The organism is Pseudomonas sp. P1.8 (assembly GCF_001269805.1).
Taxonomy (GTDB): Bacteria; Pseudomonadota; Gammaproteobacteria; order Pseudomonadales; family Pseudomonadaceae; genus Aquipseudomonas.
This window is the reverse complement of sequence record NZ_LHVM01000020.1, coordinates 76,044-99,512: the sequence shown is the minus strand read 5'-3', so window position 1 is coordinate 99,512 and position 23,469 is coordinate 76,044. Positions and strand designations below refer to the sequence as shown.

General features: G+C 58.5%; 17 protein-coding genes. 7 read left to right on the top strand and 10 right to left on the bottom strand.

Annotation, left to right across the window (positions count from 1 at the left end):
• Positions 1–5 precede the first annotated feature (5 nt).
• The 7 genes from cmoB to AD668_RS22190 all read right to left on the bottom strand — a co-directional run bounded on the left by cmoB (position 6) and on the right by AD668_RS22190 (position 9,834).
• Complete coding sequence (gene cmoB / locus AD668_RS22220; RefSeq protein ID WP_053162254.1) at positions 6–962, bottom strand: tRNA 5-methoxyuridine(34)/uridine 5-oxyacetic acid(34) synthase CmoB; 957 nt, start codon at positions 960–962, stop codon at positions 6–8.
• Positions 959–1,702: a carboxy-S-adenosyl-L-methionine synthase CmoA gene (gene cmoA / locus AD668_RS22215; protein WP_053162251.1), complete on the bottom strand. Its 744-nt coding sequence runs from the start codon at positions 1,700–1,702 to the stop codon at positions 959–961. Before cmoA ends, cmoB begins: the two co-directional genes overlap by 4 nt.
• A gap of 163 nt (positions 1,703–1,865) precedes the next feature.
• Positions 1,866–2,507: a lysoplasmalogenase gene (locus AD668_RS22210; protein WP_053162249.1), complete on the bottom strand. Its 642-nt coding sequence runs from the start codon at positions 2,505–2,507 to the stop codon at positions 1,866–1,868.
• Positions 2,508–2,509: 2 nt separating this feature from the next.
• The gene (locus AD668_RS22205; RefSeq protein ID WP_053162247.1) at positions 2,510–2,902 is read right to left on the bottom strand and encodes a protease inhibitor I42 family protein; all 393 of its coding nucleotides are present in this window, start codon (positions 2,900–2,902) and stop codon (positions 2,510–2,512) included.
• A gap of 217 nt (positions 2,903–3,119) precedes the next feature.
• Positions 3,120–5,537: an endopeptidase La gene (gene lon, locus AD668_RS22200; protein ID WP_053162245.1), complete on the bottom strand. Its 2,418-nt coding sequence runs from the start codon at positions 5,535–5,537 to the stop codon at positions 3,120–3,122.
• Between the two features lie 292 nt (positions 5,538–5,829).
• Positions 5,830–8,238: a glucose/quinate/shikimate family membrane-bound PQQ-dependent dehydrogenase gene (locus AD668_RS22195; RefSeq protein WP_053162244.1), complete on the bottom strand. Its 2,409-nt coding sequence runs from the start codon at positions 8,236–8,238 to the stop codon at positions 5,830–5,832.
• A 213-nt stretch (positions 8,239–8,451) separates the two neighbouring features.
• Positions 8,452–9,834 carry a carbohydrate porin gene (locus tag AD668_RS22190; protein ID WP_053162240.1) on the bottom strand — a complete coding sequence of 461 codons (1,383 nt, stop codon included), beginning with the start codon at positions 9,832–9,834 and terminating at the stop codon, positions 8,452–8,454.
• 283 nt (positions 9,835–10,117) lie between these two features.
• Between AD668_RS22190 and AD668_RS22185 the strand changes: the two genes are divergently transcribed.
• Together AD668_RS22185 and AD668_RS22180 are read left to right on the top strand one after the other, a co-directional pair.
• Positions 10,118–10,348, top strand: coding sequence for a VF530 family DNA-binding protein (locus AD668_RS22185; protein WP_007975135.1), 231 nt, complete (start codon positions 10,118–10,120; stop codon positions 10,346–10,348).
• Positions 10,349–10,350: 2 nt separating this feature from the next.
• Positions 10,351–10,992 (top strand): Pr6Pr family membrane protein, encoded by a 642-nt coding sequence (locus AD668_RS22180; RefSeq protein ID WP_053162238.1) that lies wholly within the window; start codon positions 10,351–10,353, stop codon positions 10,990–10,992.
• A 100-nt stretch (positions 10,993–11,092) separates the two neighbouring features.
• Here the strand turns inward: AD668_RS22180 and AD668_RS22175 are convergent, their stop codons facing one another.
• Entirely contained in the window at positions 11,093–11,875 is a 783-nt protein-coding gene (locus AD668_RS22175) for a siderophore-interacting protein (RefSeq protein ID WP_053162235.1), read from the bottom strand.
• Entirely contained in the window at positions 11,872–12,447 is a 576-nt protein-coding gene (locus AD668_RS22170; RefSeq protein ID WP_053162233.1) for a PadR family transcriptional regulator, read from the bottom strand. The genes AD668_RS22175 and AD668_RS22170 overlap by 4 nt, the downstream gene beginning before the upstream one ends.
• 511 nt (positions 12,448–12,958) lie before the next feature.
• Here AD668_RS22170 and AD668_RS22165 point away from each other — a divergent pair.
• The 5 genes from AD668_RS22165 (at position 12,959) to AD668_RS22145 (ending at position 18,608) form a co-directional block, all read left to right on the top strand.
• Positions 12,959–13,453 (top strand): CS1 type fimbrial major subunit, encoded by a 495-nt coding sequence (locus AD668_RS22165; protein WP_053162231.1) that lies wholly within the window; start codon positions 12,959–12,961, stop codon positions 13,451–13,453.
• Positions 13,454–13,535: 82 nt separating this feature from the next.
• On the top strand, positions 13,536–16,058 hold the full coding sequence (locus tag AD668_RS22160; protein ID WP_053162229.1) for a CS1-pili formation C-terminal domain-containing protein: 2,523 nt from the start codon (positions 13,536–13,538) through the stop codon (positions 16,056–16,058).
• Position 16,059: 1 nt separating this feature from the next.
• Positions 16,060–17,286, top strand: a complete 1,227-nt coding sequence (locus tag AD668_RS22155) for a hypothetical protein (RefSeq protein WP_256220740.1) — start codon at positions 16,060–16,062, stop codon at positions 17,284–17,286.
• Positions 17,287–17,329: 43 nt separating this feature from the next.
• On the top strand, positions 17,330–18,073 hold the full coding sequence (locus AD668_RS22150) for a pilus assembly protein (RefSeq protein ID WP_053162228.1): 744 nt from the start codon (positions 17,330–17,332) through the stop codon (positions 18,071–18,073).
• Between the two features lie 34 nt (positions 18,074–18,107).
• A complete protein-coding gene (locus AD668_RS22145; RefSeq protein WP_053162226.1) occupies positions 18,108–18,608 on the top strand; it encodes a CS1 type fimbrial major subunit in 501 nt (166 codons plus the stop codon).
• 57 nt (positions 18,609–18,665) lie between these two features.
• On the opposite strand, the gene AD668_RS22140 is transcribed toward AD668_RS22145, so the two are convergent.
• Positions 18,666–23,351, bottom strand: a complete 4,686-nt coding sequence (locus tag AD668_RS22140; RefSeq protein WP_053162225.1) for an NEL-type E3 ubiquitin ligase domain-containing protein — start codon at positions 23,349–23,351, stop codon at positions 18,666–18,668.
• Positions 23,352–23,469 lie beyond the last annotated feature (118 nt).

The following is a 23,469-nucleotide window of genomic DNA, read 5'->3' as shown; positions in this document are numbered from 1 at the left end:
GTGGATCATTTCTTCGCGACAATCACCGCCCGCATCGGCGCCGGCAATCCTTCAATGGTCTTGCTGTGATCCTCGGGATCAAGGAAGTCGCTCAACGACTGATACTTCATCCACTCCGTGCCGCGCTGTTCCTCGATAGTGGTGGTGCTGACGTCCACACACTTCACGTCCGTGAACCCGGCACGACGCAGCCACAATTCCAGCGCCGGAACTGACGGCAAGAACCACACGTTGCGCATTTGCGCGTAACGGTCCTCCGGTACCAGCACCTGCTGCTGATCGCCTTCGATCACCAGCGTCTCCAGTACCAGTTCACCGCCCTTGACCAGGCAATCCTTCAGCGCCAGCAAATGTTCGATCGGCGAGCGGCGGTGATAGAACACGCCCATCGAGAACACCGTGTCGAACCCTTCGAGGTTTGGCGGCAGGTCTTCGAACGGGAAGGGCAGGTGCCAGGCGTTTGGCTCTGACAAGTAGCGCTGCACCGCCTGGAACTGACAGAAAAACAACCAGTTCGGGTCAACGCCGATCACGCTGTCGGCACCGGCGCCGAGCATGCGCCACATGTAATAACCGTTGCCGCACCCGACGTCGAGGATGCGCTTGCCCTTCAAATCCAGATGCGGTGCAACCCGCGACCATTTCCAGTCCGAACGCCATTCGGTGTCGACATGCACACCGAACAGGTCAAACGGCCCCTTGCGCCACGGCGACAGGCCCATCAGGGCGGTGCGCATTTGTGCGCGAGTAGCGTTGTCGCAATCGGTGTCGAGCTTCAAGCCGTTGAGCAGATCGATTTCGCTCGGCTGGATCTTCGGCAAGGCGTCCAGAGCGCTCTGCCAGCGCTCCAGGTCGCCGTGACCCTTCTCCATTTTCTTGTCGAGTTGCGCTTGCAGGCTGTTGGCCCATTCGGCCAGGGGAGAACCGGCCAGACGGCGGGCAAGTGGGGACAGATCAATCATGGCAAGGCAATCAACGAGGCAAAGTTAAGACACTGAAACCACGGCACGACATTCGAGAACCCGGCGGCCAGCAGGCGCTCGCGGTGTTCTTCGAGGCTGTCGGGCTTCATGACGTTTTCGATGGCGCTGCGCTTCTGGGCAATTTCCAGTTCGCTGTAGCCGTTGGCACGTTTGAAGGCGATGTGCAGGTCGGTGAGCAGCGCATGCTCCTGCTCGTCTTCAAAACGCAGTTTTTCCGAGAGGATCAGCGCACCGCCGGGCAGCAGTGATTGACGGATGCGCGACAGCAATGCGGTACGCTGATCCGGGGCAATGAATTGCAGCGTGAAGTTCAACGCCACCACCGAGGCAGGCTGGAACTGCAGGGCGAGGATGTCGCCCTCGATCACTTCCACCGGCAGCAACTCCTGGAACATCGAATCCTGACCGTTGAGGTACTCACGGCAGCGCTCGACCATGGCGGTGGAGTTATCCACAGCGATGACGCGGCAACCGTCTGTGCGCACGTGGCGGCGCAAGGCCTGAGTCACTGCGCCAAGGGACGAACCGAGGTCGTAGAGCACGCTGCCCGGCTGGGCGAACTGCGAGGCGAGCACGCCGAGGTTTTCCACGATAGTCGGATAGCCGGGGACCGAGCGCTTGATCATGTCCGGGAATACCCGCACCACGTCCTCGTTGAAGGCGAAGTCAGGCACCTGGGCCAAAGGCTGGGCGAAAAGGCGATCGGATTCTTTGCTCACGGCGGTTCCGGCGGTGTGGGTGAAAAGGCCGGCATTTTAGCCAAGTTGGCGCGCGGATGCGCGGGTTGTCTGATAAAGCGCAGAATCAAAATATCGCAGCCTGCGGCAGCTCCTACATTGGAACCCCGATCCCCGTAGGAGCTGCCGCAGGCTGCGATCTTTTTTATGCCGAATGCGTAGTTTTTCTGAAAGCCGAAGCGGTGATCCCCCACTGCCCCAACCAATAGCTGAGGATGATCACGTAAGGCGCGGCATCAAACGGCACCACAAACCGGCTGATGCCAATCACGCTGTCGGAAAACACAAACGCCACCGCACCTGCAGCCGCCAGTAGCGCCGAACGTTTTGGTACATCGGTGCCGAGCCGGGCCAGTGCGCGCCAGAGCATGGCGCTGATCGCCAGGCCGTAGACAATCACCGGCACCAGCAATGGCCCCAGCCCATGGGAAATCAGAATCCCCAACAACACCGCACCGACGCCCAGGGCAATCATCAGCGGCAATAGCGCCACGCGCCGGCAATCGCTCAAGTAGGCTTTCAGATAAGCCAGGTGCGCGACCAGAAATGCCCCGAGGCCGAACACGAACAAATCCCCCGGCCATGCCAGCAGTACATCACCGAGCAGGGAGAAAATCAGTCCGAGACTGATCCAGCGTCGATACTCACCAGGCGGCGCATCGTGCAGCCAGCCGAGCAGGGCCAGCACCGGCAAGGGTTTGACCAGCAGACAGAGCAACGAGGCATGCACGCTCAGGCCGTAAAGAAAGGTCACTGCGCCCATCAGCGCCAGAATCAGCCAGCCCACGGTCAGTTGACCGAGATCGCGCAGTCAAAGATTTCTACCGGCAACACTTCCGGCGCCCACGGCTGTTGGGAGGTCAGGCGCAAGCGCCCGGTACCGGGAGTAAATGCCTGGAAGCGCCAGGTCGATACACCGGCAGCGCCCACGACGCCGGCATCTTCCGGGTTTCGGTAAACCTCTGGCCCCAATGCGCGGATCACACCACCGGCTGAATCCTGGATGGCCCAGCGGTAACCCGTAGTGGGATTGCTCGGCAGGGTCAGGATCAGGTTTTGCCCGTTGCTGAGCTGCACCGGGCATTCGCTTTGTTTTTCCACCGTCACGTTGTGTGCAGGTTGCGTGGCGCATCCGGCCAGCAAGGCGAGGGTGAGGAGGATCGACAGGCGAGTGGGGGACATAAGGTCAGTGGCTCCGGCGTTCACGACGAACGGCGAGCATAACCGAGTTGAGACAAATTGTGACAGCCAGGGAAGTCGGCGTTGTCAGTGCCGACGCCATCGCTGGCAAGCCAGGCTCCTACAGGGTTTTGCGGTGGACACATAATCTGTGAGTCCCCCCAATCGCTGTAGGAGCAAGCTTGCTCGCGATGGCGGTAATGCAGGCACTACAGAAGCATCAGAAAAGTACCTTCGCCACATCCGCAAACCGCTTGGCAAAGTGCACGGTAATACCTTCCTTCAGATACTCCGGCAGCTCTTCGAAGCTCCCGCGGTTGGCCTCGGGCAAGATCAGTTCGAAAATCTTCTGTCGCCGCGCCGCAATGACCTTCTCGCGCACGCCGCCAATCGGCAGCACATGCCCGGTCAACGTCAGCTCACCGGTCATGGCCACGCCTTTTTTCGGCGGCTGGTTACGCGCCAGCGAGAGCAGGGCGCTGGCCATGGTCACGCCGGCGCTAGGGCCGTCTTTGGGCGTCGCACCTTCCGGTACATGCAAGTGCACGAAGGCTTCGTCGAAGAATTTCGGATCACCGCCATACGACTTCAAGTGTGAACTGATGTAGCTGTAGGCGATTTCAGCGGACTCTTTCATCACATCGCCCAACTGCCCGGTGAGTTTGAATCCGCGGTTGAGGGTGTGGATGCGCGTGGCTTCAATCGGTAGCGTCGCGCCACCCATGCTGGTCCAGGCCAGCCCGGTGATCACACCCACACCCGACAACACCTGCTCGTTACGAAACACCGGTTTGCCGAGCGACGTTTCGAGGTCTTTCGGGCCGAGCCTGATCACGGCCTTCGGATTGTCCAGCAGCTTCATCACCGCTTTACGCACCAGTTTTCCGAGGTTTTTTTCCAGCTGACGCACGCCGGCCTCACGGGCATAACCGTCGACCAATGCCTTCAAGGCGTTGTCGCTGATGCTCAGGCTGCCCTTGGACACACCCGCTTTCTCCAGCTGCTTGGGCCACAGGTGACGCTTGGCGATGGCGACTTTTTCTTCGGTGATGTAACCGGACAGGCGAATCACTTCCATGCGGTCGAGCAACGGGCTTGGGATCGAATCGAGGGTGTTGGCGGTGCACACGAACAGCACTTTCGACAGGTCCATCCGCAGGTCCAGATAGTGATCGAGGAATTCGACGTTCTGCTCCGGATCGAGGGTTTCCAGCAGGGCCGAGGCCGGGTCGCCCTGGTAGCTTTGACCCATCTTGTCGATCTCGTCGAGCATGATCACCGGGTTCATCACTTCGACGTCTTTCAGCGCTTGCACCAGTTTGCCTGGCTGCGCGCCGATGTAGGTGCGGCGATGGCCCTTGATCTCGGCTTCGTCGCGCATGCCGCCGAGGCTGAAGCGATAGAACGGCCGGCCCAGGGATTCGGCAATGGATTTGCCGACGCTGGTCTTGCCCACGCCCGGCGGGCCGACCAGCAGCACGATGGAGCCGCTGATTTCGCCTTTATAGGCACCAACGGCCAGAAATTCGAGGATGCGGTCCTTGATGTCCTCGAGGCCGGCGTGGTGTTTGTCCAGCACCTTGCGCGCGTGCTTGAGGTCGAGTTTGTCCTCGCCGTACACGCCCCACGGCACCGAGGTCGCCCAGTCGATGTAATTGCGGGTCACCGCATATTCCGGCGAACCGGTCTCGAGGATCGACAACTTGTTCATTTCTTCTTCGAGGCGTTTCTGCACCTGCGCCGGCAGGACTTTGCCCACCAGCCGCTGTTCGAACTGTTCGAGGTCGGCGCTGCGGTCGTCCTTGGTCAGGCCCAGCTCCTGCTGGATGACCTTGAGTTGTTCCTTGAGGAAGAACTCGCGCTGATGTTCACCGATCTTGCGGTTAACTTCGGCGGAAATCTCCTTTTGCAGGCGCGCGACCTCGACTTCCTTGCGCAGCATCGGCAGGACTTTTTCCATGCGCTTGAGCATCGGCACGCAGTCGAGCACTTCCTGCAGTTCACTGCCGGTGGCCGAGGTCAGGGCAGCGGCGAAATCGGTCAGCGGCGATGGATCGTTGGGGCTGAAGCGGTTGAGGTAGTTCTTCAGCTCTTCGCTGTACAGCGGGTTGAGTGGCAGCAGTTCCTTGATCGCATTGATCAGCGCCATGCCGTAGGCCTTGACCTCGTCGGTCGGCTCGGTGGGCTGGTGCGGGTATTCGACTTCCACCAGGTAAGGCGGGCGATGGTGCTTGAGCCAGGTCTTGAGGCGTACGCGGGTCAGACCCTGGGCGACGAATTGAAGTTTGCCATTTTCGCGGCTGGCGTGGTGCACCTTGACCAGCGTGCCGTAGAGCGGCAGGGCCGAGGTGTCGAAGTGGCGCGGATCTTCCTGGGGCGTGTCCATGTAGAACAGGGCCAGGGAATGGTGTTCGGACTTGGCTACCAGATCCAGAGTCTCTGCCCACGGTTCTTCATTGACGATGACGGGCAGCACCTGGGCCGGAAAGAACGGGCGGTTGTGGATCGGGATGATGTAGACCTTGTCCGGCAGGTTCTGGCCAGGCAGGGCGAGGCCTTTGCCGGTGGCGTGGTGTTCGGCGTTTTCGGGGTCAGCGTACTCGCTCGGGTCTTCGGGGAATTCTTGCTGGTCGCTCATGGGGGCACCTGCGCAATGGGTATGGGTCTTAGATGGGGCAGGTTGGCGGTGGTTTCAACGGTCAATTTGCGCGAGCGGGTGTTTTGGCTGTGTGTTCAGCGCAGCGACAGGTTGGCTGGATACTGTGACGATGAATTCATCTGTAGGAGCCGGCTTGCTGGCGAAGGTGTGTCAGCGGCGGTGATGTCGCCTGGCACGCCATCGCCAGCAAGCCGGCTCCTACAGTGTTTTTCACACGATCACAAAAAAGGCGACGCCTGTGAGGGCGTCGCCTTTTTATTGCCGCTAAAACTTACTCGGACAGTTTGTACGCAATCACATAGTCACCCTGCTTGGTGCCCAGCGAACCGTGGCCGCCGGCAACAACCAGCACGTATTGCTTGCCGTCCTTGCCGGTGTAGGTCATTGGCGTGGTTTGCGCACCGGCCGGCAGGCGACCTTCCCACAATTGCTTGCCGTTTTTTACGTCGTAGGCGCGCAGGTACTGGTCGAGGGTGCCGCTGAGGAACCCAACGCCACCGGCGGTGGTGAAGGTGCCGCCCAGGCTTGGCACGCCCATGCTAAGGGGAATCGGAACCGGCGAGCTGTCGCGCACGGTGCCGTTCTTGTGCTTCCAGAGGATCTGGTGGGTGGTCAGGTCGACCGCGGCCACGTAACCCCACGCTGGCGCCTGGCAAGGCAGGCCCATCGGCGACAGCAATGCTTCGAGAACCACGCCGTATGGCGCGCCTTTGTTCGGCTGCACGCCTTCGGTTTCGCTTTTGCGCGGGCCTTGGGCCGCGATTTCGGCGGCCGGGATCATTTTCGATTTGAACGCCATGTAGCTCGGGTTCACGAACGCGATCTGGCGCACCGGGTCAACCGAGATACCGCCCCAGTCGAACACGCCGAAGTTGCCGGGATAGACGATCGAACCCTGCAGCGATGGCGGCGTGAACGGGCCGTCGTAGCGCATGGATTTGAAGTCGATCCGGCAGATCAGCTGGTCGAACGGTGTAACACCCCACATGTCGCGCTCTTGCAGCGGCGGCGGCATCAGGTTCAGGTCGGATTTCGGTTGGGTTGGCGAGGTGTGGTCGCCGTCCACCGCGCCTTGCGGCACCGGCACTTCATTGATCGGCACGATGGCCTGACCAGTGCTGCGATCCAGCACGTAGATGCTGCCTTGCTTGGTCGACGCCAGTACTGCTTGCTTGACGCCGTCAGCGGTTTTCAGGTCCATCAGGGTTGGCTGGCCACCGACGTCCATGTCCCACAGGTCATGGTGAGTGAACTGGAAGTGCCAGCGCACTTGGCCGGTGGCGATGTCCAGGGCGGTCAGGCCCGCAGCGTGCAGTTCCGATTCAGGGGTGCGATCACCACCGAATTGGTCCGGGGTCTGGTTACCCATAGGCAGGTAAAGCATGCCAAGTTTTTCATCGACGGCGAACATGGACCACATGTTCGGCGAGTTACGGGTGTAGATCTCACCTTCGGCAATCGGCGTGGTGTCGTCCGGGTTGCCGCTGTCCCAGTTCCACACCAGTTTGCCGGTGTGAACGTCGAACGCGCGAATCACGCCGCTAGGCTCGTCGGTGGAGACGTTATCGGTGACGTGGCCGCCGATTACCACCAGGTCCTTGGTGACCGCAGGTGGCGAGGTAGAGTAGTACCCGCCGGCCGTGAAGCCGCCGATGTTGGCGCGCAGGTCGACCTGACCCTTGTCACCGAACTCCTCGCACATCTTGCCGGTGTCGGCGTTGAGGGCGATCAGACGAGTGTCGGCGGTCGGCAGGAAGATCTTGCGTGGGCAAGCGCTTGCCGGGGCCGGGCTGGCGGAACCAGTCGGGCTCTGCTCGGAGTCATACACCGCGTCATCGTGATAGGTCACGCCACGGCAGGTCATGTGCGCCCAACCCTTGAAGTTCGCCGCGTTCTGCGTGGAGAGCTTCGGATCGAAACGCCAGATTTCTTTGCCGGTATCCGGATCCAGTGCAATCACCTGGCTGTGCGGCGTGCACACGTAGAGCATGCCGTTGACTTTCAGCGGGGTGTTTTCGGCGGTGGTTTCGCCCGGGTCGTTCGGCCCTGGCAGGTCGCCGGTACGATAAGACCAGGCTTCGACCAGTTTATGGGCGTTCTGCGGCGTGATCTGCGCCAGCGGCGAGTAACGGTCGCCGTGGGCGCTGCGGCCGTAGGAGTTCCAGTCGCCGTCCGGCATGGCCGGGGCAGTGTTGGTAATGCCCGGCACGCTGTCGCGGTCCAGTTGGCCTTTGATTTCACCCGGGTTGGTGAACTGGCTGGCCAGTGCCGTCGCGCCCGCGAGCACCACGGCGACGCTCAGCGCGCCCGTGCCCATCGGTGCCGCGCCGTTGACCAGCAGTGGGCGGCGCAACCACGGCAGCAACATGACGATGCCCAGTCCGAACAGCAGCGACAGACGCGGCACCAGTTGCCACCAGTCGAGGCCGACTTCCCACAGTGCCCACACGGTGCTGGCGAACAGCACCAGTGCATACAGGCCCAACGCCGCGCGGCGAGCGGCGATCAGCAGCACGCCGCTCAGCGCCAGGCCGATACCGGCCAGCAGGTAATACAGCGAGCCGCCGAGCATGCTCAGCTTGATTCCCCCGGCCAGCATGGCCAGGCCCATCAGCAAAAGCAGAATGCCGAGCAACGTCGGCAATAGACGGCTTCGACTCAAGGCACCATCAGTGCTCATAGTGTGATTCTCCGTGATGTTTCAAAGAGTCCCGCGCAAGTTCACTGTAGATGACGATCTTGCTGGGACATGGTTCAGATAAAACCGATTGGGTTGACGCAATCCCTTGTAGGAGCTGGCTTGCCAGCGATGGCGGTGTGTCAGCGGGCATGTGTGTCAACTGATACACCGCCATCGCCGGCAAGCCGGCTCCTACAGGGTTTTTGGTGTTTTTTAGAACGATGACTGGATCTTGATCCCGCCGATCAGCGCGTCATCTACCTCTTTCACGCCACCGGGATGACGGATGTATTGCAGGTTCGGGCGCACGGTCAGCCAGTGGGTGACGTGCACGCCGTAATAGAGTTCGGCGCTGTATTCGGTGTCCTGTGGCGGCAGGTAGGACGGATCATCGTAGTCGTAGACGGCGCGGGCCTGATTGGTCGCCTCGGCATTCTTGCGGTAAGCCGGGTTGACGTGGACGCGGGCCATGGCGAAACCGATGTCGTCCTTGACGCGGGCATTGAACAAGCCTTTGTAGACGACGCCGGCCTGGACGTAGTTGTCGATGGCATTGGTCTTCTTATCGTGCATCGTGCCGTTGGCGAACACGCTCAGGCCGCGTGAATGGTCGCTGGCGAGGCTGGTGACTTGTTGCTGAATGCCGAGCCACACGCCGTGCTTGCTCGATGCGCTGCGGTAGGCCTCGCCACTCAGGGCGGCGGGCTGGCCGTTGCTGTCCTTGTAGACGTCGGTGGCGTCGGCGTTGCTGTAGTAGTAACCGGCGCGGTATTCGCCCGGCAGACCGTTGAGCTTCGGCGTCCACACCAGCTCCACCGGCAGAACCGCGCCTTGGGTGCCGCTGCCACTGAGCTTGAATCCGTTGTCGCGATCAAGGTTTGACGGGTTCTGTTCATACACCCCGACTTGCGTGTACAGCTCGGGTGTCAGGTGATATTTGACGCGCATCGCCCATTGGCTCACCGGCCAGTTGTACCAAATGCCGCCCGCCCAGTTGCCGACCTGGGAACCGCAGAACGCCAGGTTCTGGAAGTCGCAAGGGAAGGTGTTGAAGTCCTCGCCTTCACCGAAACGGCCGACCTTGATGTCGAGTGTCTGATCAAAAAATTTCTGCTGATACCACATCTGCGTCAAACGCCAGGTCTGGCCACGCCCCCAGACTTCCTGGGCGGACGTGAAGCCGCCGACGCGCGGATCGTTGATGCGATCGTTGCTGATGTTGTTGCCACTGCGTTCGGTGAGCGTCAGCTGAAATTCGGCATCGTTCCAGCCGAGGATTTTCTGCAAGTCCAGATGCGTCCCAAGGGCAAACTGGTCGCTGTAGCGCGCCGTCCGATCGTTGTCGTAACCGCCATGCAGGTTGCTGCCCATTTCGCCTGTGTATTCGACCTTGAAGTCGTAGCCTTTCTCCGCGAGTTCTGTACGAGTGCCGTTCCAGTCGCCGAGCATCCACGGTGAATCGCTGTCGAACGCCGGTGCCGCTTGGGCGCAGGCGGCAACGCCTAGCGCGGTGAATCCACTGAGCAGATTCAGGGCATTTCGATGGGCAGCAGAAGTTAAGACAGCGCTGTCTCGCAAGCTTTTTACGTAAGGCATAAGGAAGAAATTCTTGATCTTTTTCTGGAAGTGATCGGGAAGTGCAGTCGATGGATGAAGCGTTTCAGCTAAGGCGGGCGCAAGGATAATGTTCTGTTACAAATAGAGAAAGGGCTTTTGCTGACATGCAGCTTTTCGGATTCGGTAACAGTGACAAAGGATCGCAGCCTTCGGCAGCTCCTACAGGGAATGCATTCCAATGCAGGCTGCGATCTTTTCCGTTTCACCTACATTTAACGTAAGGTGCGCGGCTTCCAATTCCCTCACTGCTCGAAGGCCCGGCATGACCGAACACAACATTGATCCGCTGCATGGCGTGACGCTGGAACAGATCCTCAATGCGCTGGTTGAACATTACGAATGGTCGGGGCTGGCCGAGCGTATCGATATCCGCTGCTTCAAGAGTGACCCGAGCATCAAGTCGAGCCTGACGTTCCTGCGTAAAACGCCATGGGCGCGGGAGAAGGTCGAGCGTCTGTACGTGAAGCTGATGCGCACCAAGCGTCCGCTCTGAACATGGTCAATCCGTCTGTGCGGCGTCGGTTTGTGGCGGTGGCGACCGTGCTTGGCTGGGCCGGATTGAGTATCCAGATGTATTTGATCTTCCACTCGCGCTGGACGCTGGAAGCGAGTCTGATCGGTGGGCTGGTCAGTTTCTTCAGCTTCTTCACTGTACTGAGCAACACCCTGGTGGCGACGGTGTTGACCTGTGAAATCACCTCTCGAGACTCGGCGGCGCGGCGCTGGTTTTTACAGCCCGGGGTCAGCAGTGCGATCGCCGTGAGCATCGCCGTGGTCGCCATCGCGTACAACCTGTTGCTGCGCCATTTGTGGCATCCCGAAGGGTGGCAATGGCTGGCCGATGAGTTGCTGCATGACGTGATGCCGCTGCTGTTTCTGGGGTATTGGTGGTGCTGCGTGCCCAAGGGCACTTTGCGCTTGGGACACATCCCGATATGGCTGATTTATCCGCTGGTGTACTTCGCCTATACGTTGTTGCGCGGACATGTGTTGGCGGTTTATCCCTATCCGTTCATCGATGTGGACAAGTTGGGTTATCCACAGGTGTTTTTGAATGCCGGTGGGTTGCTGGTGGGGTTTGTGGTGATTGGGTTGGTGGTGATCGGGCTGGATCGCTGGCGCGCCCGCTCTCTGTAGGAGCGAGCAGGCTCGCGATGGACGTCAACAATTACGCTTCGAGCCTGACGCCCCGCGGCGTTCTCAGGTTTTTCGCGAGCATGCTCGCTCCTACAGGTTGCTACTCCACGTCGCTGCTATCGAGCTTCCAGTATCCAGCCGCCTTGACGAACTGGTCGTCCAGCCCATGCTCATCCAGCAAGACCCGACGAATCTGCCGCGAAACCTTGCTCTCGGTCGCCACCCAGGCGTACAGGCTGCCAGCCGGCACCTGCATCTGGCGCACAGTGGTCAGCAAATGCTCTTGGCCACCTTCGCGTAGCACCCAGATCACATTGACCTGGGCAGCGCTGTGCAGCACTTGCTGCTCCTTGCCGTTCTCCACTTCGATGATCACCAGTGCACGCCGATTGGCCGCCAGGCCTTCGAGGCGCCGGGCGATGGCAGGCAGGGCGGTTTCGTCGCCGATCAGCAAATAACTGTCGAAGATGTCCGGCACGATCATCGAACCCCGTGGCCCGCCGATGTGCAGGAACTGCCCGGGTTGCGCCTGTTCCGCCCAGGTCGACGCAGGGCCGTCGCCATGCAGGACGAAGTCGATGTCCAGCTCCAGCGTGTCCAGGTCATAGCGACGTGGGGTGTAGTCGCGCATTTCAGGCATCGGACCGTTGGACTTGCCGGCACCGAGCACCATGGTGTCCAGTGCCGCCGTTTGCTCGGCGTTCTGCGGGAACAGCAGTTTGACGTGATCATCGGTGCCCAGGCTGACGAAGCCCGCAAGCTCTGGTCCGCCCAGGGTGATGCGACGCATGCGCGGCGTCAGGTCAACCACTCGCAGCACTTCCAGGCGACGGCGTTTGATTTCGTGCATGACGCGGTGAATGGTTTGGGTCACTTCAGTCATTCAGCTTGCTCCTGAACGGGTTGAACGGCGGGGCCGTCGACAATGGCTTTGGCCGTGTTGTTGAGCAGGTCGCGCACCCGCAGGATTTCTTCCGGGCTCCAGCGACCGTGATGTAGCTGTAATGCGTGGCGCAGGTTGTGCACCGCCTCATGAATTTCCGGCGGTCGATCATGCCCGCGCAACGAACGTTTGCTCACCTCGATGCGCATGCGCACGCCATCCAGCGCAACGGCTTGCTCCTGCAAGGAAAGACGTCCGGCGTCGGTGATTGTGTAGCGTTTTTTTCCGCCTTCGGCGTCGCCCTGGATCAACTCGCTTTCTTCGAGGAACGTCAAGGTCGGGTAAATCACACCGGGGCTTGGGCTGTAGGCGCCGTCGAACAGGCCTTCGATCTGGCGGATCAGGTCGTAGCCGTGGCAAGGCTGTTCGGCGATCAGTGCAAGCAGCAGCAGTTTCAAATCACCAGGGGCAAATACCCGCGGGCCGCGGCCACCGCGTTCGCGGCCGGGGCGTTTCTCGAAGCCGTCGCGGCCGTCGCCGTGTTCGCGGTGGGGGGAATGATGGTCTCTCATTTCGTCTTCTCTCGTCGTGTTTAGATACAACTTAAGATATATCTTATCGAGAGGGCAAGGGTTTCTGACCAACGGTGGGTGTCAAGCAGGTCAACGCGATGAGGGCTGAGCCCTGAAATCTACGAAAGCGAACAATTTTTAATTAGAGTAAAAAACCAGAAATTAGTGTTAACTCTCTAATTGCGAGTTTTGCACTATTGTTTGTTGGGTGTGTGGTATTGGTCTTACAGAAGTTGCTGTGGCATTGTGTTTTAGATGCGTAGTTTGTTATTGAGTTTGTAGTCTCTCTCTTACAGCTAAACAGTGACGTTTCCATTATTTCAGAATTCTTCCTGCCGAGTAGATCGTTCTTGGGCTACGTGGTTGTCGGAACTTGCCTGCTTACTTTCAAGAAGGAACGCCGGATCATTGCCGGCATTGAAAGTTCAACGTTGTCATCACGTGCTCGTGACACTTGATGCCAATCTTGAACCTTCAATGAATCGATCCTTTTAAAAAGACAGGTACTTAAATGATGTTCAAGAAAATCGCTTTCACCGCGCCTCTGGCAATCCTGGCACTGGGTTCTTCCATGGCCTTCGGTGCCGATGAATCCCGCCAAACCATCAACATTATCGCCAAAGTACCAACGACCTCTTTCTACGTGAGACCGAGCCCAGGGTTGACCGACCAGATTCAGGACATGAGCCCTCAGTCGGAAGATGGCGCGTTGAAAGATATCAACGGTCACTTCGATATGCGTGCTACGGGGGCCAAGATTGCTGGAAAGCTGATCAGCTCGCCAGTGCTTTACGCCATGAATAGCAACAAGCAAGTTCTGTTGAAGGTCACGGTAAACAATAAAGAAATGACGTTGACTTCGGAGGAAATTGTCAATGAGGCGGATTCGAACGATAATTTTCGTGCCTTGCTGAATATCACAACTAACACCGCTGGGCCGGTGGCGTCAGGTGATTACAGTGGTGATGTAAAAATGCTCTTTGAACCAGTAATTACTTCACTCTAATTTTCCCATGTGATTCGTCGGGGCAATCCGCATTGGGTTGCCCCGATGGTGTTCACCTAGTTCGAAACCAGAGTACGTTTTCATGTTCCCGATGACACCCATCGCGGCCGCGCTTGCGCTGTTGTTTTGTGCCAGTGCACTCGCGGCACCCGATTCCGCTGCAACGACACCGCGGAGTCTGTTGGCCCAGGCCAAGGGATTGCCGGCCGATTTCGAGGAGCACTTTTTTGATGTGCCTTTGGCGGTACGTGTGGAACTCGATCAACAACCCTTGGGCGAAGCCATGGTGGTGTTGTCCCGAGATGACCGCATTACGCTGCTTGAATTTACCGATACCAGCGAAAACCGCTACGGCGCCCTCGAGCGTGAAAAGTGGGCGGGGTATCTCAAACAAGGTGTACCGCTGGGCAGTTGTGCAGGCTCATGCCCGGATCAGATGCTGGCGGTGCACTACAACCTGGAAAATTCGCTGGTTTCGATCCTCAGCGAAAACGCCGAGCGCGATCTGCAAGCCAAGCGTTTCCATGACCAGCCCTTGGGCGGCAGTACGGGTCTGATGCTGCGCAACCAGCTCAATCTCAACGGCGGTCAGGATCAAGACCTTGGCGGACGTTTTGGCCTTGAAGCCAGCGCCAGCCTGGGTAACTGGAGCCAGGCGCTCAACTTCCAAGTGGCGCGCCTCGGTGGCCCGGACGACAAGCTTTACCACGCGGTCCAGGAGCTTTACACCCAGCGTGAACTGCAAGGCAGTTTCCTGCGCCTGGGCTATTTCACGCCCAGTTCCGAAGGGCTGACCCGGCAACCCCGCTCGTTTGGATCAAGCCCTGACACGGCGGTCGGTCTGATGTATGGCAGCTCCGACAGTCTGGCGATCAACAGTCCGATGCCGAGTGTTTATCCGATCTACGTGACGGCCAATCGTCAGGGTTCGGTTGAAATTTTCCGTGACGGTCTGTTGATCAATACCCAATCGGTACCCGCGGGATTGCAGACCCTCGACACCCGGCCATTACCCGGCGGTATTTACGAAGTCGAAGTGCGCTTGATAGAAGACGGGCAGATCACCTCCACCACCCAGGAGTTGGTCTACAAACCCAACAACTGGCGCAACCTCGACGAGCGCTGGCGCTACAACCTGTTTGCCGGGCAGGAAAGCAAACTGCTCAGTAACTGGGACCAGCAGGAAAGTGGCAGTGCCACGGTCGGGGGCTCGGTCAATTACCTGATGCACCCGCGAGTGATACTCGGGCTGTCGGCACGGCAAGTTCGCGACAAGCTGCAATACGGCAGTTCCATCGACTGGACCCTCGCCGATCGGCTGAGTCTGTACGCCAACGTTTACCAGACACAGGACCGCGGAACGGGACTGGATCTGCAAAGCCTCTACAACTATGACTCGGGCAGCCTGGTCATCAGCCACAACCGCAGTTGGCTGGACACCACCCATTCCTACGACACCCTGCCTGACGGCACTCGGGTGAAGCAGCGCAACGTGTTTGTCGGCGAGACAAGTAATTCGTCCCTTGCGCTCAATCATCGACTCAGCAGCAAGAGTTCGATCAACGCCAGGGTGTCCCACAGCGAGGGCAACACCGAAGGCGTCGGCGTGGATCTGGGCTGGAGCCAGCGCACGGTGCTGTTTGGCAGCGACGCCAACTGGCGGTTGTCGCTGTTCGATCGTCCGGGCAGTTACAGCAGTGGCGATGAGCGCAATCGCGGAGTCGATTTGAGCATCAACCTGGCGCTCGGCGGGCCAGGTCAGCAGATCACTGGCAGCATCGGTTCCCGCACTGCCATTGAGGGTGGCCGCGACAACAATGCTTCGCTGGGCTGGCGCAAGGATCTAAAGGACCACGTGCTGCAAAGCGTTTCGGTGACCGCCCTGAGCGATACCTACGGATTGGGGATGTCCGGCCTCGGCACTTTCGGCACTGATGCGATCAATGGCGACGGTTTTATCCAGCGCTCCTCCTACAACGGCAACTTCACGGGAGGCTTGAACGTGGACAGTACGCTGGCGATTGGTGCACAAAAAATGGTGCTCACCAGCCAAGGCAACATGCGGGGCGCCGGGCTGATCGTCGACGTGGAGTCGGATGTCGAAGACGTTGTGCTGCGCGCCGACGATTTCAGTGGTGGCAGCGCAATTCTCAAGCCGGGACGCAATTTCATTCCGATCACGGCCTATCAGAACAGCTCCGTGGGCTTCGATTTTGAAGGCAACCATGCGCCGTCGGCCACCATCGCACCAGCGCGTACGCGCTATCACCTGAACAAGGGCGGCGTGGAGTACCGCAAGGTCACCGTGATGAAGACCCTGACCGTGCTCGGCCGGCTCATCGACAGTCAAGGAAATCCGCTCAAGGGTCATCACGTCATCAACCACGCCAGCCGTGGGGTGACGGAGGTCGACGGGTTCTTCTCCATGGAAATGAACGCCGGTGCACCGACGCTGGAAGTCCGTCAGGGCGATCAGTTGCTGTGCCAATTCCGCCTCGACGCGGACCGTCATCGCCGGGAAAACAATGTGTTGATGATCGGGGACCTGCGCTGCACGCCGGACACCCTGGCCGATGTAACTTCCACCGATCAGAAGGCGGGTTGAAATGATAAAAGAAATGGCCGTTTGGCTGGGGGTCACACTGGCGCTGTCAGCCTCTTCGGCACTGGCGGCGAACCAGCAGATTTTCGCGAAGTTTGCGCAAGATCCGTCTCGCCCCAACAAAAACGAATTTGTTAACACGACGCCCATCAGCGGTTATTGCGCGACTTACCCGGACCAATGCGCCCAATACAATATGTTCAGTATTCGGGTGCCAATGGGGTTTAAATCCAATCGCGAAATACGCCCCGGTGACAACGTTTCGATCAAGGTGCCGGCCAGCTGGCACAAGGCGACCGTCTACAGCAAGACTTCAGGACAAGCCGAAACAGTGGAAATACGGATCGTCGGTGTCGGCTCCGAGTATGTAGTCAGTAGTCCGGTCGACCAACTGACAGGCGCGCCGACCGTACGCGACGGGCATAACTGGCTATGGAGTACCAGTAGTTGGGCATTCGCACCGCCCCCCTGCCAAATCAGCGGTGTCGGGGCTTACAGCCCAACGAGGTACCGCTTTTTCTGGAAAACACCCATAGAGGCGGCGTGTACCAAGACTGCCCAGTACAACATACCGTCGTTGTCCTTCGAGACGCTCGATTTTGCCTATGAACTGCGTACCCCCAATCCCCTGGCCATGATCAATGGGCAATACACAGGCTCGCTGGCTTATACCGTCGGGTTTCTCGGTGACTTCGACTTCGGGCCGTTGATGATTGCTGATGACCGCAATCTCACCTTCGATTTCGTACTGGACGTGCAGCACACCCTCAAAGTTGATCTGCCACCGGGTGGCGACAAGGTAGCGTTGGAGCCAGAGGGCGGTTGGCAGCAATGGATCGACGGTGGGCGCAAGCCCTCCAGGATCTATCGTGAGCAAGTGTTCTACGTCTCGACCACGTCGCGCTTCAGCATCTGGATGGACTGTGACGGAGTGCGCGGGACATCCCTCTGCAAGCTGCGCAGCCCCAAAGGCAATGTCGCTAACGTGCAGGTGTTCTTGGACTTGCCTGACGGCATCGTCAATCGGAATGCATCGCCGGTGCGAAACGAACGCCTCTATTCCGGGAGGTGGACAGCGGGAGGGCCCTACCAGACTTCGCGGTACATCGATCGAAAACCCGGGACGCTGCGATTTGAGCTGTATGAGCCCGACATCGATACGTTACTGCTTCCCGGATTCACTGACACCTTCAGCGGCAACGTCACCCTCATGTGGGATTCAGATGCTTGAGAATCGGTGGCTGACCATTATTTTTTTATCGAGGTTGAAGACGATGAACCGTGTGTTTTTGCTGTGGGCACTCAGTATGTTTTGTGCAGGGGCCAATGCCGGTCCGCAAATTAACGTAGGCGCGGTGTACGACTATCTGGATGGCGATAAGAGCACGTACCTGAAACGGGTATTCAACGGCGGCGACAGCACTGCCTTCGTCAAGGTCAACGTGCTGGAAATCCTTTACGACGCTGATGGGAAACCCCGGGAAATTCCCGTGGAAACCTCGGCCGATGGCGCTTCACGCAATGGCGTCATGGCCAGCCCGGCGCGGTTGATCGTGCCAGTCAATGGGGTACAGGCCACGCGCCTGCTGTTCATGGGCGAGCGGGATCGCGAGCGATATTTTCGGGTGCGCTTTGTTCCGGTGATCCCGGAAAAGGAAGATGCCTTTGTGGTCTCCAACGAAGAGCGTGAAGACTACAAGGAGTCCCTTTCGGCCGGCGTCAATGTCATGACCGGTTTCGGCACGATCTTTTTTGTGCGGCCGACGGGGGCCCGTTTCGACACGGCCATTACTGAAGCCGATCACCGCTATGAGTTGCGCAACAACGGCAATACGGTGGTCGTTGTCGATGAATTCAAAAACTGTTCTTTGGCCAACGAAACGGACTGCGCACCGACGACCAAACACCATGTCATGGCGGGCCGGACATTTGGTTTCGATAAGGAAAAGGGACGTGAGTATGGCTTCACCCTGGTCGAGGGCGACAATAAGAAAAACCTGAAAATCGTCAGCCGATAACCCGGCTCTCCATTGCTGTTGTGGGTAAACGAACATGATCAAAAACGCAGTCATCATTGCGCTGGTGACAATCACTTCGCTGCCAGGCTCGTTGGCCTGGGGGGCTCGGGAAACACTTGTATTCGACGTGTCGCTGACCATTCCGAACCGTGCGTTTTACATCATGCCGGCGGAACCGGGCTGGATTCATCTGCCACAGACAATGATCTGGAACCACTTCAATGGGGGCTTCAATACGCTGACCCGATATTTCGTCGTGCGGCATGACAGCAGTGCGATTGAAGCGCGACTTGAAACGCCGCCCTATTTGTCCAACGGTTTTGCGAATCAGGACATACCGCTGCGGGTGACATTCAATGGCGTACTGGTCAGCACAGACATGACGCCGCGTGAAGTGGTATCGGCCCCTGAAGCGGCTGTAGGGAAACGGGTGGCGTTGCAGGTTGATGCGCTAAGACCGGAAAATGGTTTCCGGGGAGGAGAATACACGGGCAACGTCGTGTTGCTGTTCAACGCCAAGGTGCCGGAGGTCTGATGCGTGGATCTATGAAAAACACCCCGATGACATCAATCATCGGGGTGTCAGCGGGGGTTACTGTCCGGCTCTGCTCAGGGCTTCACGGGTCAGACTTCTCAACATGTTTTTTTCCTGGTAACCCAGGTCCACGAGAAGGCTTTCAAACGTTGTCTCGCTCATCGCGTCTTCGGTAAACACCAGTGTTTGCGCAATGGCCAAATCGTTTGCGAGCACCTTGAGCCGGTCGTTCAGCTCGGCGCGTTGGGTCTGCGTGAGTTCGGACGAATCGGCCCATTCAAGTTGCGTGGTTCGCAGGGTTTCAAGCTGCTCATACTGGCTCTGGTATAGACGCTTGTTGGTTTCGATGCGGATCGGGAATTTCTCCTTCAGGTATTGTTCCCAAAAGTCCTGCTCAAGCATTTTGTTCACCAGACCATCGCCTTCCTCCAGCGCCAGCACCGTATCGCAGGCTTGATCGATCATCGCGTCGGTCACGCCAGATACGGGGCGATACAGCATGCGCTCCGACTGCCAGGGCAAGCCGAGGCGCTGTGCCAATCCGGTCTGATAAGCCAGATAGACTTCGACATCGTCAGGATTGCCCTGGCGACCGGCAATGTCGGCGCGCGCGATGTCGTTCACGTGCTCCAGGCGTGCGGCGCCTTTGGCCAGGGTTACCAGTTTCTGCTCTCGTTGCGCCGCATCGGTGGAGTACGAACTCGCCTCTGAGGCCAGCACTTTTATCCCCATGTTGTTGAACAACTGTGCGCCCGCATCGGCACAGTCCACCGGCGCGATCGCCATAGTGAACAGTTCCTGTCGCAGCGGGGTATCGATCTGCACGGCATCGAGCATGCGCCAGATGCGTTGCAACAATTGGTCTCTGGCGTCACCGCCCGCACGGTAATCGGCCGAGTTTTTTGTCTCGAGCAACACGGTCATGAACCGCTCGGCCTGGGGTTCGTCAATCAGGTCCGACCAGAGGTTGGCCCGGTCTACGCCCCAGCCCGGTACATCGTTCCAGTGTGTGGTGCTGTAATTTGATGTGATCGTTGCCTCCATCGGGTTGTCGGCGGGCACGATCGGTTCAGGCGGCAGTGCGACCGACTGGCGGACTTGTTGATAGAGCACCTGATTGATATCCGACAGGTTGCTGACATCCAGGCGTGTACGGGCCACGACCCAGGCGTGTGCCGAGCCGGGCACCACGTCGGGGATCTGCTCCAGGGGATTTCCCCGAAGGTCCAGCAAGAAGCCGCGCGGCCGGCTTTTTTTGAGGGTGCCCTTGGGCCAGGAAGCGAGCCCGGTGTTTCTCACACCCACTACTTTCAGCCTCGGCATGTGTCCGATGTCCACAAGTCTGCCCAGTGGGTTCTCATCGAGCCTGAGGACTTCCAGTCGCGTCTGCTGTTTCAGCTTTTCTACATCATCGGCGTCCAGCACGATTTTGTTGTCACTCAATCGCAGTCGTTGGAGCCGGGGCAGATTGCCGATCTGATTCGGCAGTCGAGTCAGTTCGCAGCCTTTGGCGCTGAGCTCGTGCAGATTGGGAAAATCTTTCAAAAGGCCGGTCATTTGGAAGGAAAACAGAGTGTTGTCTAGCTTCAGTACAGTGACCTTGTCGAGAAACTTCTTCAGATCCGGGCGTTTTTTCCACCAGAGTTCCAGGTCAATCGAAAGCAGCTCTCGGGACAGGTCCAGTGAGTAGCTGTCCGGGTCGGCACGGTTGCCGAGTTCGGTGTTTTTGCGTGTGAAGCAATCCATGAGGCGTTCGCTGATATGAAGGCCACCGGCGTCCTGAAAGGACCGGCTACCAGGCCCCCAGCTATCCGGTTGTTGGTACTCCCAGCGATTGAGTATGACGCGCAACTCATCAAGGTCATCTTCATGCTGCTCAATGATCTTCAGCGGTTCACCTTTTGCGCTCAGGGCATCGGCGAATGCATCGACCTCGTGTTCACTGAAGTGCGGGTGGAGGTCCTGAATCCGCTCGTGCAGCGTTTGCCCATCTCTGCTGAGGCCGGCACCGCGCACCAGCAACATCGTTTCACGTTCGCCAATCGGGCGAAGGGGAGGACGGGCGAGGACGGTCCGGCGCTCGCTTGGCGGCGCGGTTTTGGCGATGATCCATTCCTTGAACATTTCGGCATCACCGGGTTTGTAGCCCAGTGCGCGACGTTGGTCGGTATTCAAGGCGTGCAGCACTGACTCGAAGAGATTGTCGGCCCCATGCAGGCGCTGGTTCGAGGCGCCCCACACGGTGTACTGAGCCGATTCGTCGCGCACCAGGATCCTGAGCAGGCTTGAGTCCTCGGACCCCGCGCTGCAACGCAGTACGCCATCGACCGTGTCCTCACGGATCTCGATGCGCAGATCAGCAAAGGTGTCGGTATGGATTCGCAAGGCGCCCAGCACCAGGCGTTCGGTGTCGATGTTGGTCAATGCATCGTGGTACAGCCCTTGGGCGGCCCGAACCGATTGTGTTTCGAACTGAAGTTCCCGTGCCTGGGTTTTCAGGCGCATCGACAGGTGATGTTGCTCTGCGATTCGCTGGCGCTCCGATACGGAGGCGCCGGCCAGGATCTTTTCCGCAATGTTGCCTGGCAATTCGGGGAAGTCCAGGAACAACAAAGCCGTCTCGGGTTTTAGCTCGGCAGCGGCGTGTTCGGCCGTCAAGTCGAGGCGTTGCAGAGTATCGACCAGCAGCGGTGGCGGTGGCGCATTGTCCACATGAACCCTGCGCAGTTCGGCTTCGTCGGTGCCGCTGATCTGTCGAACCTGTTCCAGTTGCACGTCATTGAAAGCGTCGGTGGTATGGCCCAGACGCCGCATCAGCGTCGGGCCTTGCCACAGGCGCGGGTTTTCGGTTTCTGCAACCCAGGCGCCATGACCGTTGTGTTTCAGTCTCGGCGCATAGGCATCGGGCCGTTGTGGATGTTTGATGCGATGCTGCCCGGTGACAGGATCGTTATCCACTACGAAATGCTGGTCATCCAGGCGCACGATGCGTTGTCCCTGGTGCTGGTAGATGCCCGATGCATCGGGTTTGGCGTCAGTGGGCAGGGCAGTTTGCAAACGTTGATACGGTGCCAGATCGGGGTTCCATAATCGCCTCTGGCCACCGGGGATATGCACCGGCTGCAACCCCTCGAAGAAGGGGGAGAGTTTCGCCTGCACGACTTTGCCTAGCGCGGCACCGCCAGCAAATGCCCCTAGCTGAACAACGCTCTGCAATACATTGATGGTTTGCTCAGCGGCGTCTGCCCAACGTCCCTCGGCCAGATCGACGATCCCTTCGACAACGTCACTGGTCAATTGATAAGCGGTGTAGGCCAACATCAATTCGCCCAGTCCAGGTAGTAAAGGCGTTGCCACCAGCAACGCGGCGTTGAGAATGTCCGAGAGTATTTTTTCCAGGTTGTCCCACCAGGCCCACCGGGCCATGCGGTCGGCATACTCGGTGGGAATGGCGATTTCCCGGGCATCGTTGAAAATCTTGTTGAGTTTTTGCTGGTAAAGATATGGCCAGAGGTTGCCGGTGAAGCGTGTCTGACGGTCCTCTTCAATTTTCGAAAGAGCAAATTGCAGGCCCGGTTTATTCACAGGCGTTTCGCGCCAACTCGGCAAACCGGATCCAGATGGGACGGGCTGCCATTTCACCGTGCTCAATCGGTCGTTCAACCCGGCGAAAAAATGCCCGCGTTGCTGATGGGCGACGAACTGACTGAAAAACTGTTGATAACTTTCGGACGCCTTGCCTGAGGTATCGCGCAACTGTCGTGTCAGTTCGGCCATGAACTCAAGGGATGACGGGTATTCCTTGAGGGGATGTTCCGGGTCGTTTGGCACATACACGATGACAGGTACGGGTTTGCCGCTGGTCTGCAGTTCGGCGGTGATCACGACAATGCCAGTCAGTGCCGCATCCATCATCCACAGGGTGTGATAACCGACGGGTTTGCCGTTCCATTGCAGATCTTTACTGTCGTACAGCATGCCGAGGACGACATCGTAGGCTTGCGCGCTGATGTCCTTTTTAGCCAATGCCATTTGTGCTGCAACCGCCAGTGCGCTCTTCTGGCTGCGGATGACTTTGAATTGCAGGGCACTTTGCGCCACGCCGTCTTTTGGCTTCAGGCAATCGTTCAGATGCTTCTGGTATTGGGCGCCAATATCCAGCTCCCTGCACAGCGCGATGAACTGAGTGATGGTGATTTTTTGCCTGAGCGGTTCAACCCGAAAATGACCCCGGGCGTCGGGTCGACTGATGAATTCCGAGTCGACGGTATAGGTTTCGCTGTTGGCAAAGTTATGCAGTGCGGCATCCAGCAGGGATTTTTTGAGGCTTTTGACACCACCCTTGACGTCGTGAACCCACCAGGGCGTTTTAGCGGGCGCGTAAAGGCACAGCCAGGTCTCGTTGACATCGACGTCGACGCCATACCGTTGCACCAGAGCCTGGCGCAACAGCGGCTCGGCGAAGGTCTGGAGATCTTGCAAACCACTGAGCATCCGATCTACCGCGTTCTGCTCGGTCCAGTGGTTTTCGTTCAGTTTTTTCAGAATTTGGTGCTGTGTATCCGACACGTCCTTTTGCCAGGAAAATGTGTCCAGGCGAGCGCTTTTCAAATCGACGATGCGTCGGGGAGTTGCTTGGGCCAGCCAGGTTGGGAGCGCGTTTTTGACGTGTTCGTAATGAGTACTTTTATCGGCAGGGGAAACCAGGTCCGGCTTCACAAGCGTCAGGGGAGAATTGGGCATTGCATGATCGTCCATTGATCAAAAGTGGAGCGATCAGACTAGGTAAGCAGACTCCCCAAAAAAAGCGCAAATACAGGTTCGGAAAACGGCTGAATCCGCTCCGAACCTTTCAAAATTC

Bases quoted from the DNA above. Each gene is read 5' to 3' on its own strand.
- AD668_RS22150 (WP_053162228.1), top strand. From the start codon at position 17,330: ATGAACCGTGTGTTTTTGCTGTGGGCACTCAGTATGTTTTGTGCAGGG.
- AD668_RS22185 (WP_007975135.1), top strand. From the start codon at position 10,118: ATGACCGAACACAACATTGATCCGCTGCATGGCGTGACGCTGGAACAG.
- AD668_RS22180 (WP_053162238.1), top strand. From the start codon at position 10,351: ATGGTCAATCCGTCTGTGCGGCGTCGGTTTGTGGCGGTGGCGACCGTG.
- AD668_RS22195 (WP_053162244.1), bottom strand. From the start codon at position 8,238: ATGAGCACTGATGGTGCCTTGAGTCGAAGCCGTCTATTGCCGACGTTG.
- AD668_RS22205 (WP_053162247.1), bottom strand. From the start codon at position 2,902: ATGTCCCCCACTCGCCTGTCGATCCTCCTCACCCTCGCCTTGCTGGCC.
- AD668_RS22160 (WP_053162229.1), top strand. From the start codon at position 13,536: ATGTTCCCGATGACACCCATCGCGGCCGCGCTTGCGCTGTTGTTTTGT.
- AD668_RS22155 (WP_256220740.1), top strand. From the start codon at position 16,060: ATGATAAAAGAAATGGCCGTTTGGCTGGGGGTCACACTGGCGCTGTCA.
- AD668_RS22170 (WP_053162233.1), bottom strand. From the start codon at position 12,447: ATGAGAGACCATCATTCCCCCCACCGCGAACACGGCGACGGCCGCGAC.
- AD668_RS22140 (WP_053162225.1), bottom strand. From the start codon at position 23,351: ATGCCCAATTCTCCCCTGACGCTTGTGAAGCCGGACCTGGTTTCCCCT.
- AD668_RS22165 (WP_053162231.1), top strand. From the start codon at position 12,959: ATGATGTTCAAGAAAATCGCTTTCACCGCGCCTCTGGCAATCCTGGCA.
- cmoB (WP_053162254.1), bottom strand. From the start codon at position 962: ATGATTGATCTGTCCCCACTTGCCCGCCGTCTGGCCGGTTCTCCCCTG.
- lon (WP_053162245.1), bottom strand. From the start codon at position 5,537: ATGAGCGACCAGCAAGAATTCCCCGAAGACCCGAGCGAGTACGCTGAC.
- AD668_RS22175 (WP_053162235.1), bottom strand. From the start codon at position 11,875: ATGACTGAAGTGACCCAAACCATTCACCGCGTCATGCACGAAATCAAA.
- AD668_RS22145 (WP_053162226.1), top strand. From the start codon at position 18,108: ATGATCAAAAACGCAGTCATCATTGCGCTGGTGACAATCACTTCGCTG.
- AD668_RS22190 (WP_053162240.1), bottom strand. From the start codon at position 9,834: ATGCCTTACGTAAAAAGCTTGCGAGACAGCGCTGTCTTAACTTCTGCT.